Raw genomic sequence first — 13,956 nt, 5'->3', positions numbered from 1 at the left:
TGGTGCCAATATGGTGGCCCTATGGCGTTTTGTTGGACAGGGAGACAATCGTGACTTCAGGCGAACCGCCCGCAGAGACGCCTGCGGCCAAAGATGCCACAAAGGGCTGGCAGGAACGAGCTATCGAGCGTCGGCTCGGCGAAGCTCGCGCGTTGGCGGTGAAACGCAGTACGCAATTCATGGCGACCGCGTTGGAATTGGTCCAGGAATCGGGTCAAGCCAACTTCACACTCCAGGCTCTCGCCGATCGAGCCAATCTCAGTGTTCGCACCTTCTATCAACATTTCGCCGGCAAGGACGAACTCTTGCTGGCCTTGTACGAAGACCTGACCGCGCAGTTCACCGAAGCGATACGAGTTCAGGTGCAGGCTGCCGATGGACCCATGGCCCAACTCGAGGCGTGGTGCCGCGCCGTTCTTTCGCGGCCGGGAGCGTCGCAGGAGGTGGGCGGCCGTTTGGTGCTGATATACAACCTGAGTCTGGAGTTGGAGAACCCTGAGGCGTTTGCCAAAGTGTGGGAACCCCACCGTCAGTTACTGACGCAAATCCTGACCGCGTGTTCGCGGGCGGGCTTGATCCGGCAAGATCTCACGGTAAAGCAGTTGACGTCGTTGCTGGGCTCGACGATGACTTCCCTGGGGCAGTACAACGCGTTGCATGGCGGTATCGGGGAAACTGGCTTGACGGAAGACGTCGTCTGGTCGTGGTGCCGAAAGGCGGTCGCACCTTGACCGCGAAGTCAGACGAAGGCGAGCGGCCCGCCATCTCATAGCCTTGCGTGCATCGGGGTGAGGCGTCAACTTCCGACGGGGGCTGATCGCTGTTGCGACTGCAGTTTCGCGGCGGCCAGTTGACGTAGCTCACCGACTCTGACTTTGTCACTGCCGGTCAGCGAGATGTCGTCATCGTGGAAGAACAGTACGTGACGCGGCACCTTGTAACTTGCGAGGTGCTTGCGGAGAAACATCAGTATCTTCTCGGCCTCAATACTCGAGTCGTGATGTGCCACAACGCAGGCCACGACGACCTCGCCGAGCGTCTCGTGCGGGACACCAACGGTTTTGGCCACCTTGACGGCCGGATACCGGGCCAGGATCTCATCGACTTCCAGCGGTGAGACATTCGCGCCGCCGGTCTTGATGATCTCGGTGAGCCGGCCCGTCCAGAACAGCCGCCCGGCCTCATCAAGGTGCCCCCCGTCGCCCGTGTGAAAGAAACCTTCGGAGTCGAGCGTCTCATCAAGCGGCGTCCCGATATAGCCAAGCATGAGGGTGGGCCCCTTGACACAGATTTCGCCGCTCGTGCCGCGTGGCACAACGTGGCCGGTCATCGGGTCGACGATCTTCAGCGTCACACCCGGAAGGGCGACGCCCCAACTGTCGATGTGCTGCTCCGGCGATGCGTTGACGTCGAAAATGGTTGTTATCGTGAACGTTTCAGTGTTGCCGTAGGCGTGGTCCGGCAGATACCACTCGTGGGTGACCGTGGGGTGGCGGGCGATCGGGGTCTTGACGTCGGCAAATCGCATGCTGCTGAGATCGACGGAGTGCCAGTTGGGCGCGGCCTCGATCTGAGCCCACTGGTGCGGCCACGCGAACGGATAGTTCACCCGCTCCGAGGCCATCAATTCCAACGCTTCGACGGCAGCAAAAGTAGGCTGCAGCACCAGGCACCCGCCCGCCGCCAGCGTCGCGCCTAGCGACATGACGAAATTGCCCGACCAAAAAAATCCGTTGGCCGACCAGCATCGAATGTCGTCGCTCGGCTCGAATCCGCACACTCGTCGGAAACGCCACATCTGAATGGTGATGCCGCGATGCGCATTGAGGATGCCCTTGGGCTTGCTCGTCGAACCCGACGAGAAGAACAACGCTCCTGCATCGCTGGGGTTCACCGCCTCCGCCGTTGCCAAGACCAGTTGACGCGGCTGCCGAGCGCCGCGGGCCAAGAAGGTTGCCCAGTCATCGGCACCGGGGCCTGGCTGGCCAACCAGCACGAGCCCGCGAAGGAACGGAAATTTCTCGGATTGCAATGGCGCGGAGGTTGTTTCACCCAGTTCGGGCACGAGATCGGACAACACCGCGAGGAAATCCGTCTTCAGCACCTGCCGTTCGAAGAGCAACAGCGCAACGTTCGATGCGGTGAGCAGATACTCGAGCTCGGCCGGTGTGGAAAAGGTGCTCAGCGCCACAGCAACGCCGCCGGCCATCGAGATGCCGAAGAACGCCGCCAACCACTCGGGACGGTTGGTCATCAGCAGACCCACCCGGGTGTCTTTGCCGACACCACTGGCTCGCAGGGCGGCCGCCACTTGCACGGCCTGCTCCCACAGCTCGTCGTACGTCCAACGGGTATCCCCGTCCGCCGAGTGGAATACCAGGGCTTCGCGATCGCCGTACATCGATGTGACTTCGCGCAGGAAGCCGGGCAGTGTGAGTGCCCCGAGCCCGGGCTCTTCGCTCAACGGCGGACCTGCTGAGATCGACGGCGCCGGTGCAATGTTGGTCGTCATCGGATGCCGGAGTCGCTCAGAACGGCAATTCGATCTCGGCTGTGCACTTGACGAGTTCTTCGCCGTTTTGGTTTTTCAGGTGCACCTTCACCTGGATAAGAGGCATACCCCACGCCGACTCGGACTGCTTGTCGATGACCTCACCCTCGAAGTACGTCACGTCGCCTTCGAAAGCAGGACCGCGAAAATCGGCTTTGCTGTGGCGCACCATTCCGTCGTGGCCTGCCCAGTAGGCGAGATAGTCGGTACACCACGCGCCCATCGTCGCACCGTAGCCGTAGGCGCGGGCCATACCCACTTCGCTCGCGCGATCGGCGTCGATGTGGCCCCGTGACGGACCGACATACAGGCCGTCACGCTTGCGCGGATCGATGAACGCGTCTTCCTCGTCGAATGCGAAGTCTTTCCCGAAGCCCGGATCCTGATACACCCATGGGTCGTCGACACCTTCGGGCGTGACCCAATAGAACGAGCCCCAGGTGTTGAACACGAACGCGCGATATTCGGTGGTGAAAGTGGCGATGCTGTGCGGCCCGATGACCCGGCGCGGCAACGTATCGCCCACCTTGACCTCATCGAAGCGCGGGGAAACGCCGGCCCGATTGGATTCCAGCCAATCCCGGCGCACTCGGTCGATCTCCTCGAGTTCCAGCTGCGTCCACCGCTTGATCTCGCCGAGCTGGCTTTCGAACATTCCACGCTTGGTCGCCTCTTCGTAAAGGTAGCGAATTGCGGTGGAACGTTCGCGGGCCACCAAGACCCCATGCTGGTTCCTGTGAACGGTGTCGCCTCGCGAAAACATCGTCGGTCCAGCGAATTTCGTCTCCACCACTTTGTAGTCGTGAAAACGCCGCTGCTGGAAAAGCTGGTCGCCCGGGCGCACCGGACAGCCGTAGAACCACCATTCCTCGCCGCCGAAGATCAAGTGGCTCTTCGGGATGTGACCGACACAGGCAGGTGCCGCGCCGTGCCCGTAATCGAGCGCGACCGCAATGGACTGCGGAGCGACGAGGCCGCCGAAAGCCGAGTCCCGAGCGAACTGCTCGTCCCAATGCAGCGGGTTCGGATAGTCCATCGCCATGACCCAGCGGCGAATATCCGACGAACTGCAGGGATCCCATAACTGTCCACCACCGATGGGCTTTCCGACCCGGTGGTCGACGTCGGACACGTCCATCTCGACACGCGACTCTTCGTCTGCTGCCGAACTCGGCTGCCTTGCCATCATGCTTCTCCTGCTCAGTGATAGCCGCGTTGTCCGGCCGGGCCGCCTAGTCGGGCGCCGAGTGCTCGCGCACCTTTCGTGACCGGCCCGGTGCGATCGCCGACGTGGGCGATGCTCGATGGCCGGGGTGACCACCGTCGACATGCTCCGCCAATGCTGAATGCTGCTATCTGCTTATAGTGATTGTCAACCACCGCCAACATTGACTTTCATTTAAAGAGAATAGTATTCTCGGCGCAGACCTGCAACGGAGACGGAGCGTGCGTGCTTCTTGAGCTCGACAACGACCAGCGCTTTTGGCGCGATACGGTTCGGGAGGCGGTAGACAAACAGTGTCCGCCGGCGTTGGTTCGACAGATCGCGGAAGGACGCGCGAACGCGGATGACCTCTGGCGGTGGTACCGGGATCAGGGTTGGACTGAGCTGAGCGATCCGGACAATCTGATCGAACTCATCCTCGTCTTAGAAGAATTGGGTCGCGTGACCGATCCGACGCCCTTCTTGGCGTCGCTCACGCAGTTCGCTCCGTTGGTGGGTGATCGGTATGACCCGGCGGGCTCCGGCACGGCCGTCTGGGGCGGAGTCACAACACGGCGCGCGCGTGACGGGTGGCTCCTCGACGGTGTGGCCCGGTTCGTCCTGGACGGTGATCGCGCAGATCGGCTCGCGATTACCACCGCATCTGGGGTGTTCATCGTCGACGCCAGCCAGGTGGTTGCTCGCCGGCTAGCGACGTTCGATCCCGTCCTGCATGTCGCCGACCTATGGTTCGACGGCGTGCGCGTCGCTGAGGATGACCGTGTCGTTGGCGACCGCGAACGGGCGCTTCAAGTCGCGCTAACCGCCATGGCGATCACGACTGTCGGAGCTTGCCAACGCATCCTCGACCTCACCCTGGACCACCTGAAACAGCGCAAGCAGTTCGGGGTTGTGATCGGGTCTTTCCAGGCGCTGCAGCATAAGGCCGTCGACATGTACGTAGCGGTCGAGCGAGCCCGCGCGTTGGCCTACTTCTCGGCGCTCACCATTGCCGCCCACGATCCCCGCCGCCGCCTGCTTGCCCGCATGGCGAAAGCCGCTGCGGGCGAAGCCCAGTCGCAGGTTGTGCGCCACGGAATGCAATGCTTTGGCGCGATGAGCTTGACCTGGGAAAACGATCTGCAGTTCGCCATCAAGCGCGCGCGAGCAGGCGAGCTGTTGCTCGGCAGCGCAGAAGAGCACCGCACATTCGTCGCGAAGGAGTATGGTGCAGCTGACTTTTGACGACGACGTCGAAGCCTTTCGGGCCGAATTCGCCGCGTTTCTCGACGAGCACACCCCATCGGAAGCCCTCACACGGGAGCGGCCTCGGTCGGTGTCGCATATGCCGCAATGGGCCAAGGACTGGCAGCACCTGTTGTTCGATCAGGGTTGGCTGCTGCCCGCCCAGCCACCCGAATTCGGCGGACGCAACGCCACCGTCCTACAGCAATTCGTCCATCTCGACGAACTGTGCCGGCGCAGAATTTTCCACAGTTTCAATCCGCAAGGCGTCAACATCGTTGCGACATCTTTGATCTCGTTCGGTACGCCGGAACAGAAACAGCAGTGGGCCGTCCCGGTGCTGCGGGGTGAGAAGACAGCCTCGCTGGGGATGAGTGAGCCCAACGCCGGCTCTGACCTTGCCTCCCTGCGGACGCGCGCTGTCCGCGACGGCGACGATTTCATCGTCACCGGCCAGAAGGTGTGGACGTCGGGGGCCCATGATGCCGACTTCCTGCTGACCTTCGTGCGTACCGACCCCGATGCACCCAAGCACAAGGGCATTTCAGCGCTGGTGATTCCGACCGACAGCGAGGGCGTGGTTTGCCGGCCCTTCGGCGACATCGCCAGCGCGGACAATCTCGACTTCAACGAAGTTTTCTTCACCGACGTCCGTGTTCCGGCGAAAAACCTTGTCGGCGCGCTGAATCAGGGTTGGCGAGTGGCTAATGGTTCGCTCGGCCACGAGCGGACCATGATGTGGTTGCTGTTCGCCGATCGACTCGACAACCTGATCGCCGATTGTCAACCTCAGTCACCGCTCGGCCAGGACCAGTACGCGTCGATGATCATCGATTATCACGCCCTGCGCGCATTGGGATCAGCCGCTTTGGCCCGGGCCGCGCGGGGCGAAACCGACACATCGTCCGTCTCGTTACTCAAACTTCTGGGCTCGGAAGCCGAGTGTCGCGCCGCCGATGTTGTGCTGTCGACATCCGGGATCGAAGGTCTGCTTCATCCCCTAACCGGCCGCTACCAGCACATGAACAATGACGAGTATTTCGCTAGCGGTTTCGAGCGTTACACCCGGGGTGTCGCGGCCACCATCGCGGGCGGAACGTCGGAAATTCAGCGCAACATCATCGCGCAACATGTTCTCGGTCTTCCCCGTGGCTGAACACGTTGCGGGACGGGGGGAAGACCGTGTCTGAAACCGATTGGCCAGGAATGGAGTTCCTGGTTGTACGGCGGCACGGGAGCATCGTCACGGTACGTCTGAACCGGCCTGCGAAGATGAACGCCATCAACAGTGGAATGGAGAAGGAGTTCTACTGCGTTCTCGCCGACTGTAACCGTATCGACGCCGTCAAATGCGTGTTGTTGTCCGCAGAGGGACCCAATTTCTCGTCGGGACACGACATCCAACAAGTCGCCAGCGAAACCGTCGGCGGACAGGAACCCGCGACGATCGAGGACAAGTACTGGGTACACACCGGCGAATTGCTACCTCCGTGGCGGTTCACCAAGGGCCTCGTCGTGGCCACCAAGGGCTTTGTCGGGCCCCACGCGAACACATTCCTGCTCGCCGCGGACGTAGTCATCGCCGCCGAAAACTCGCGCTTCAGTTGGGAAGAGTCTCGGGTGGGGGTCGGCGCTCCGTACGGCCCCTATGCACTGATGCCGTTCCACTTCCCCATCCGGGTGATGAAGCAGTTGTGGATGACGGGGGGATGGCTGGACGCGCACACCGCGCGCCAACTGTTCTACGTGAACCGGGTCGTCCCGCTGGGAGAGGAAGAAGCCGTCGCGATGCGCTTTGCCGAGCAGATCGCGCGAATGGAAACCGGCGACCTCGTGGCCAACAAGCGCGGTACCCACCGCCTTTACGAGGCGGCCGGGCTGTCGGCGATGGTCGACGTGGGCCGAGACCCCTACGTGCCCGACGCGGAAGCAGCCGTCGCCAAAGAGCACCACCTCCGTATCATCCATGAAGAGGGCGTCAAAGCTGCTGTGCAGGAGCGTGACTCGGGCTGGAGCGACGAAGTGAGCAAAGTCTGACCATGTCCCGGCACTGAATGAATCTCGAGAGAGGGAACACCTATGCCCGATGCTGACGCGATTGTCGCAGCGATCAATAGCCACTGCGAAACGCTGAGCAATCACGACAAAGAGGGCTGGTTGGCGTTGTGGGCCGATGACAGCGTTCTCGAAGACCCGGTCGGGGTCGACACCTACAGCGGGATCGAGAGCCTGCGAACCACGTTCTGGGGCATGGTTTCTGACCTGTCTCCGATGAAATTGTGGCTCGAGCGCGACATCGTCATCTGCGGCAACGAGGCGATCGCCATCTTGCAGGGTGTTGTCACCCGCAACGGCGCCCTGCAGCACGTGGGTCCGCTGATCGACCACTTCACCTTCAATGACGCCGGCAAGATCTCGATGATGCGGGCTTTCTGGAAGTACGCGTGACCTTGCCGACCCAGGAAACGTTGCCGGCCATCGTCAACAGGATGGCCGTGACCGATCCGCGTCGGCACTTCATCCGAACGGTCGACGGCAAGGCAGCAACGTGGGCCGAACTGCAAGAGTCGATGACCCTGTGGTCAGCGCGCTTCCTCGCACTGGGCGTCAAACGCGGGGATGTCGTGGTCACCGTCCTCGACACCGGCCTGGACTCCGTGGCCGTGTGGCTGGGGCTGGCGAGCATCGGCGCGGTCGACGCGGCCACCAACCCGGAATTTCGTGGCCGTATGCTCGCCTACGCCATCAACAACTGCGCACCAGCGCTGCTCGTTGTCGCCTCACGACACCTCAGCGCACTCGACGCCGTTGCTGCTGAATTACACACGATTACAACGGTTCTCGTCATCGACGACGATGACGAGACAGCTATCCCGGCGGCCGAGCTGCCCGCCCCGACCCGGCCGACCGATATCGACACCGACGTCGCCGAGGCGAAGCGCGTGATGATTGAGCCCCGGTTCCACGACATCGCCTGTATCACCTACACCTCGGGAACCACCGGGCCCTCCAAGGCCGTACGTCTGCCCTGGGGTCAGCTCCACTCGATCAATTCCGGGACCTTCCCGCTCGAAGACCTCACGTCAGACGACGTCTTCTACTGCACCACGTCACACGCCCACTTCGGCTCCAAATCCATCCCCTACAACGCGGCTATGGTCGGCGGCCAGGTCGTCATGCGACCACGATTCGCGCTCAGCAGTTTCTGGAGCGACATAACCGAATTCGCTATCACCACAGGCATGCTCGTGGGTTCGATGGCAGACGTGCTACTGCGCGATCCCAACAGCCCGGACGGCGCCACCACGTTGACCAACCTATTCATGGCTCCCCTGGGCAACAGTTATCGGCAGTTCAGTGAGAGATTCGGCGTGCGCATCTGCACCGTGTACAACAGCACCGAAGGGGGCGTGGCGATCCGTTCGGGGTGGAACCCCGCCAACGAACACACCGTGGGCCGGCTTCGGCAGGGATACCCGGGCTTCGAAGTCCGGCTGGTGGACGACAACGATTACGAGGTCCCGGACGGCACCCCTGGAGAATGCGCTATCAGGGCGCGAGAGCCATGGGTGATGAACGCCGGATACCTGAACAACGACAGCGCAACCGCGGCGGCGTGGCGCAACGGCTGGTTCCACACCGGCGATGCGCTCGTCCGTAACGCCGACGGCGAGTACACGTTCGTTGATCGGCTCAAGGACGTGATCCGGCGCCGAGGAGAGAACATCTCATCGTTCGAAGTCGAAGCAGACGTGCTGCAGAACCCGGAGATCGTCGAGTGCGCCGCGGTCGCGGTCCCGGCGGACTCGATGGAAGACGAGGTTCTTCTGTTCGCGGTGCGCCGTCCGGGCTCGTCGATCACCGCGCCAGAGCTGGCAGCGGACCTCGCGAGCCGGATGACGCGTTTCATGGTGCCTCGCTACATCGAGTTCATCGACGAATTGCCCAAGACCCAAGCAACGTTGCGCGTGATCAAGGCCGATCTGCGGCAACGCGGAATCGGCCCGCACACCTGGGACAGCCAGAACCAGACGGCTCGCATGTCGGCGACCGCGACTGCCAACAAGTGATCGAAAGAAGGCATACCCGTGACGACTGAACATTCCGAAAGCGCAGCGAATTGCCCCGCCGGCGGCGAATATTCGGACCTTCTGGAGAAGGTGTCCTTCATCGACCCTGCCGTGCAGGAGAAGCCGTTCGACTACTATCGCGCGCTGCGCAACAGCGACCCGGTCCACTTCGAAGAAGACCTAGGCATGTATCTGGTGTCGCGTCACGAAGACCTGATGACGGTACTTCGCGACCCTGTGGTGTTCTCCCAGGAGCTCGGCTACTACAAGCACATGGCGAGCGGCCACCTCGACGCGATCAAAGAAGTATTAGAGCGCGAGGGCGGTGGGTTCTTTCCCGACGTCGCCAACATTGATCCGCCCAAGCACACCCGGGTGCGCCGGCTGTTGTCACAGGCGTTCAGCAGGAAGCGGATGAATTCCCTTCAACCGCAATTCGAGGCTCTCGTCAATGGCTTGATCGACGGCTTCGTCGACCGTGGACGCGTCGACGGGTTGCACGATCTCGCGCTGCCTATGGCGATCGCTTTCAGCCAGCAGCAACTGCAGGTCGATGACCTCGACATGGCCACCATCAAGCGTTGGGGCAGTGCCTATTTGTCCCAATTCAGTCTGCAGAACACTCGAGAAGACATGATCGCCGCGGCGCATGACCTTGCCGAGATGCAGCGCTATCTCATCGATCTGGTTCGCCGGCGCATCGACGCGCCGGAAGATGACATGCTCTCCGACATCATCACGGCACCCGCTTCTGACGAGGAACCGTTGAGTTTTGAAGAGCTGGTCGCCACTGCGCGCGCGTTGCTGATCAACACCCACGACTCGATGTCGACAGCCTTTACCAACATCCTTTTCCAGGTCGCGACCAATCCGGAGATCGGCGAGCAGTTCTACGCGGCCGGCCACGACGACGCGCAGATGAGCAAACTCATCGAGGAGCTGTTGCGGCTCGAACCTCCGGTACGTGCCCTGTCGCGGGTCACAACGGCCCCAGTGCACCTCGGTGGCATCGAGTTACCCCAGGGCGCACATCTGCTCATCTTGTTCGCCTCGGCCAACGACGATGAATCCGTCTTCCAATGCCCGCGCCAATTCGACACCAGCCGCATCAACCTCAGGAAGAGCATGACCTTCGGGGCCGGCACTCATTTGTGTCTGGGAATCGCATTGGCACGAATGCAGCTGCTGGTCGCGGCGCGACAGACTGCGCGCAGACTCCCCGACCTACGCCTGGCCGTGCCGGTCGAGGACATCAGATACCTTCCCAACGCCGCGCTGCTGGCGATGGAAAGCCTCCCCTTGGTGTTCATCGTCCGACCGACAGAGGAGCCACGCCGATGACGTGTGAACCGACAACTCTGCCCGACCCAGAAGATGTGGACATCCCCACCCTCCGCCAGCGGTACCGGTGGGAGCGCGACCGCCGGCTCCGGCCCGAAGGGCAGGCCCAGTATGCCCCGGCATCGGAAACGAGCGCCGGACTCGACTACAGCGATCCACACCTGCCGCGGGTGTCACGCCCGGCGCTCAACGACGAGATGGATGTGGCAATCCTCGGCGGTGGTTGGGCCGGTGTCTTGGCCGGCTACCATCTGCGCAAGGCGGGCGTCGAAGACTGTCGGATCATCGAACAGGCTGGTGATTTCGGCGGCGTTTGGTACTGGAATCGCTATCCCGGCCTGTCCTGCGACAACGACTCCTACTGTTATTTGCCGCTGCTGGAGGAGATGGGTTTCGTTCCGTCGAAAAAATTTGCAGACGGCCTCGAAATCAGGACGTATTGCCAAAGTGTCGCCAAACGGTTCAGTCTCTATCAAGGCGCGCTGTTTCACACCTGCGTCAACGCGTTGAGCTGGGATGAGTCCATCTGCCGATGGCGCATCGGAACCGATCGGGGTGACGACCTACGGGCCCGGTTCGTGATTATTGCCATGGGGCCGATCAACACGCCGAAGGTGCCGCGCGTGCCGGGTCTCGACGACTTCGAGGGCGAGATGTTTCACACTGCCCGTTGGGATTACGGCTACACCGGCGGCAGTCAAGAAGAGCCCGTTCTGGACAAGCTGGGCGACAAGCGGGTGGCAATCGTCGGTACCGGCGCCTCGGCAATCCAGGCGATTCCGTTTCTGGGGCGATACGCAGAACAGCTGTTCGTCCTCCAGCGCACCGCTTCAACTGTCGACGAGCGTCACAACACCCCGACTGATCCGGACTGGATAGCCGGCTTACAACCCGGCTGGCAACGGGAACGCCAAATGAATTTCCACCGGGCTGCGCTCGACGGGTTGTTGCCTGGTGAGCCAGACCGGATCTGCGACATATGGACGGAGATCAACCGCAATCTCTCAGCGCAGTTCGAGCAGACCGGATGGCCGCAATCACCGGAGGAGTTTCTCGCGGTACGTGAAGTCATGGACTATCGCGTGATGGAGCGACTGCGGACTCGCGTCGACTCAACGGTGAAAGATCCTAAGACAGCGGCGATCCTGAAGCCGTGGTACCGCCACATGTGCAAGCGGCCGGCGTCAAGCGACGATTACTACCCCACCTTCAACAGGTCTAACGTCACGCTTCTCGACGTGGCACCCACACAAGGTGTCGAGCGGATAACCAGGCGCGGCTTCATTCACGAGAACACCGAATACGAGATCGACTGCATGATCTTCGCCAGCGGATTCGAAGTGACGAGCGACCTACAGCGGAGGTGGGGAATCGACAAGATCTCCGGGCGCGGCGGCCGGTCGCTTTACGACAACTGGGCGCACGAGTTTCGGACGCTGCACGGTGTGATGACCCACGGATTCCCGAACTCGTTCTACATGGGCTTCTTCCAGGGCGGTTTCAATGCCTCGACGACGGAGACGTTCAACAATGAGGCCCGCCACATCGCCTGGATCATCGAGCAGGCGTCGCAGCGCAATGCCGCGACGGTCGAGGTCACGTCGGAAGCCCAGGACGCATACGTGGACCATGTCCGCAGTGTCTCTGTCGACACCACCGACTTCATCCGCGAATGCACACCGGGCTATTTCAACAATGACGGTCAGGAGATCGCCGATGGGACGGGTGAACTACGGCCACGCTCCTATACCGGTGAGTTGTATGGCCTGGGCTATTACGCGTTCGAGAAACTTCTCCAGGATTGGCGCGACGCCGGGGACCTCTCAGGTGTCACGATCTCGACACCGTGAGCGCAGGGCTCGCCTCATCACGGTGACGTGGCGCAGACCACGCCACAATAAGGTCGATTGATCGCATGAGGATCCCCGGATTGTGCGGATAATCGTTACCGGCGGCAACAGTGGGTTGGGAAAAGAGACAGCGACCGCGCTTGCCGCTCAAGGGCACCAGATCGTGATCGCTGCCCGCGACATGGAGAAGTCTGAGCGGGTAGCAGCCGCTATCGGCGGCGACGTTGCGGTGGCTCGACTCGACCTCGGGGATCTGACGAGTGTGCGCAAATTCGCCGAATCTGTTGACGAGGTCGATGTTTTGGTGAACAACGCTGGAGTCCTCGGTCTGCCGCTGCGCCGAACGGCCGACGGCTTCGAGATGCACATGGGCATCAACTACCTGGGGCACTACGCGCTGACATGTCTTCTCAGCAACCGGATCACCACCCGGGTGGTCTCGGTGACCAGCCTGAGTCACATGTTCAGCCGATTGCACCTCGAGGACCTGAACTGGCAAACCCGGCGTTATTCGAAGTGGTCAGCGTACGGCGAGTCTAAGCTCGCGGTGATGCTGTTCACCAGCGAGATGGGACGACGCGGAATGCCCGCCGTTGCCGTCGACCCCGGGGGTGCCGACACCGACATCGTCCGTTACGACCGGGGATTTCTGCGATGGTCGTCGAATCAGTGGTGGCTGAAGGACTTTCCGCAGAGCGCACATACCGCAGCGCGGTCCAGCGTCATCGCCGCGACGCAGGATCTCGCGCCAGGCACCTATCTCGCACCCACGCTTCTGCAGTTCGGCAAACCACGGGTCACCAGGTCGCGCAAAAAGACCAGGGATCCGCGCACCGCGCGACGGCTGTGGGAGCTCTCGGCTGAGCTGACCGAATGTGATTGGCTGCGTTGACCGGCCTTGCACGAGGCACGGCAACCGAGTAGCCGGCGTCTGATCAGCGACAGCCGGCCGGCCGCTGCGCCGTCACTTGATCGTGACTCCCGCATCGACCTTGAACTGCAAGCCGGTGACGAAACGCGACTCATCGGAGATGAGGAAAAGCACCGCGTTGCTGACGTCGACGGTGTCGATGCACGGAGTCGGCATAGCGTTGATGAAGCTCGGAACCAGATCCGCGCGCTCGCCCCCGAGTAGATCACCCAACGCAGTGGGAATCATGCCGGTCGGGACACCGGTGGGATGAACGGAGTTGACCCTGATGCTCTGCGCGGCGAGCTCGTTGGCCAGTGCTTGAGTCAGACCGACCACACCCTGTTTGGCGGCCGTATAGGGAAGCTGCAGCGGATAACCTTTCAGCGCACCGGCCGAGCTGATGTTCACGAGACTGCCGCCGCCACGAGCTATCAGGTGCGGAATCGCGGCAGCGCAGGTATTCCATGTGCCGATGAGATTCACGTCCACCACGGTGCGCCACTGCTGTGCTGTCGTCTTGTCCCACGAAGCAACGGTGAGGACACCGGCATTGGCCACCGCACCCTCGAGGCCGCCTAGTTCGTCGACACCGTCGTCGACGGCTCGCTGCAATGCAGCCTCGTCGCGGACGTCGACGACCCGGCTGACACAGCGACCGCCGTACTCGGCCACCAGAGCCACCGTTTCTGCGAGTTCGTCTTCGGTCGCCAACTCATAGTCCAGCTGCGGCAGCGACCGGCAGATGTCCACGAGGATGAGGTCGGCTCCCTCTTATACACATC

General features: G+C 62.0%; 12 protein-coding genes. 9 read left to right on the top strand and 3 right to left on the bottom strand.

The window, feature by feature from the left end; all coding sequences use genetic code 11:
* Positions 1-50 precede the first annotated feature (50 nt).
* The gene (locus A5781_RS15790; protein ID WP_231990728.1) at positions 51-731 is read left to right on the top strand and encodes a TetR/AcrR family transcriptional regulator; all 681 of its coding nucleotides are present in this window, start codon (positions 51-53) and stop codon (positions 729-731) included.
* A 65-nt stretch (positions 732-796) separates the two neighbouring features.
* Here A5781_RS15790 and A5781_RS15785 read toward each other — a convergent pair whose 3' ends face one another.
* Complete coding sequence (locus tag A5781_RS15785) at positions 797-2,512, bottom strand: class I adenylate-forming enzyme family protein (protein WP_067207877.1); 1,716 nt, start codon at positions 2,510-2,512, stop codon at positions 797-799.
* 16 nt (positions 2,513-2,528) lie between these two features.
* On the bottom strand, positions 2,529-3,689 hold the full coding sequence (locus tag A5781_RS15780; protein WP_231990727.1) for a MaoC family dehydratase N-terminal domain-containing protein: 1,161 nt from the start codon (positions 3,687-3,689) through the stop codon (positions 2,529-2,531).
* Between the two features lie 312 nt (positions 3,690-4,001).
* Here A5781_RS15780 and A5781_RS15775 point away from each other — a divergent pair, with 312 nt between their 5' ends.
* The 8 genes from A5781_RS15775 to A5781_RS15740 all read left to right on the top strand — a co-directional run bounded on the left by A5781_RS15775 (position 4,002) and on the right by A5781_RS15740 (position 13,153).
* Positions 4,002-5,000, top strand: a complete 999-nt coding sequence (locus tag A5781_RS15775; RefSeq protein WP_067207872.1) for an acyl-CoA dehydrogenase family protein — start codon at positions 4,002-4,004, stop codon at positions 4,998-5,000.
* Positions 4,984-6,156 carry an acyl-CoA dehydrogenase family protein gene (locus A5781_RS15770; protein ID WP_067207951.1) on the top strand — a complete coding sequence of 391 codons (1,173 nt, stop codon included), beginning with the start codon at positions 4,984-4,986 and terminating at the stop codon, positions 6,154-6,156. Before A5781_RS15775 ends, A5781_RS15770 begins: the two co-directional genes overlap by 17 nt.
* A 26-nt stretch (positions 6,157-6,182) precedes the next feature.
* Positions 6,183-7,037, top strand: coding sequence for an enoyl-CoA hydratase/isomerase family protein (locus A5781_RS15765; protein ID WP_156624701.1), 855 nt, complete (start codon positions 6,183-6,185; stop codon positions 7,035-7,037).
* A gap of 42 nt (positions 7,038-7,079) precedes the next feature.
* Positions 7,080-7,448 carry a nuclear transport factor 2 family protein gene (locus A5781_RS15760; RefSeq protein ID WP_067207865.1) on the top strand — a complete coding sequence of 123 codons (369 nt, stop codon included), beginning with the start codon at positions 7,080-7,082 and terminating at the stop codon, positions 7,446-7,448.
* A complete protein-coding gene (locus A5781_RS15755) occupies positions 7,445-9,070 on the top strand; it encodes an AMP-binding protein (protein WP_067207862.1) in 1,626 nt (541 codons plus the stop codon). The genes A5781_RS15760 and A5781_RS15755 overlap by 4 nt, the downstream gene beginning before the upstream one ends.
* A gap of 90 nt (positions 9,071-9,160) precedes the next feature.
* Positions 9,161-10,411, top strand: a complete 1,251-nt coding sequence (locus A5781_RS15750; RefSeq protein ID WP_156624699.1) for a cytochrome P450 — start codon at positions 9,161-9,163, stop codon at positions 10,409-10,411.
* On the top strand, positions 10,408-12,261 hold the full coding sequence (locus A5781_RS15745) for an NAD(P)/FAD-dependent oxidoreductase (RefSeq protein WP_067207856.1): 1,854 nt from the start codon (positions 10,408-10,410) through the stop codon (positions 12,259-12,261). The genes A5781_RS15750 and A5781_RS15745 overlap by 4 nt, the downstream gene beginning before the upstream one ends.
* An 82-nt stretch (positions 12,262-12,343) precedes the next feature.
* Positions 12,344-13,153, top strand: a complete 810-nt coding sequence (locus A5781_RS15740) for an SDR family NAD(P)-dependent oxidoreductase (RefSeq protein ID WP_067207852.1) — start codon at positions 12,344-12,346, stop codon at positions 13,151-13,153.
* A 72-nt stretch (positions 13,154-13,225) separates the two neighbouring features.
* On the opposite strand, the gene A5781_RS15735 is transcribed toward A5781_RS15740, so the two are convergent.
* Positions 13,226-13,930: a mycofactocin-coupled SDR family oxidoreductase gene (locus A5781_RS15735; RefSeq protein ID WP_082939369.1), complete on the bottom strand. Its 705-nt coding sequence runs from the start codon at positions 13,928-13,930 to the stop codon at positions 13,226-13,228.
* Positions 13,931-13,956 lie beyond the last annotated feature (26 nt).

It is taken from the genome of Mycobacterium sp. 852002-30065_SCH5024008, from assembly GCF_001665645.1.
In the GTDB taxonomy this organism is placed as follows: Bacteria; Actinomycetota; Actinomycetes; order Mycobacteriales; family Mycobacteriaceae; genus Mycobacterium; species Mycobacterium paraffinicum.
The sequence above is the reverse complement of the archived record's forward strand: the minus strand, read 5'-3'. Positions and strand labels throughout refer to the sequence as shown.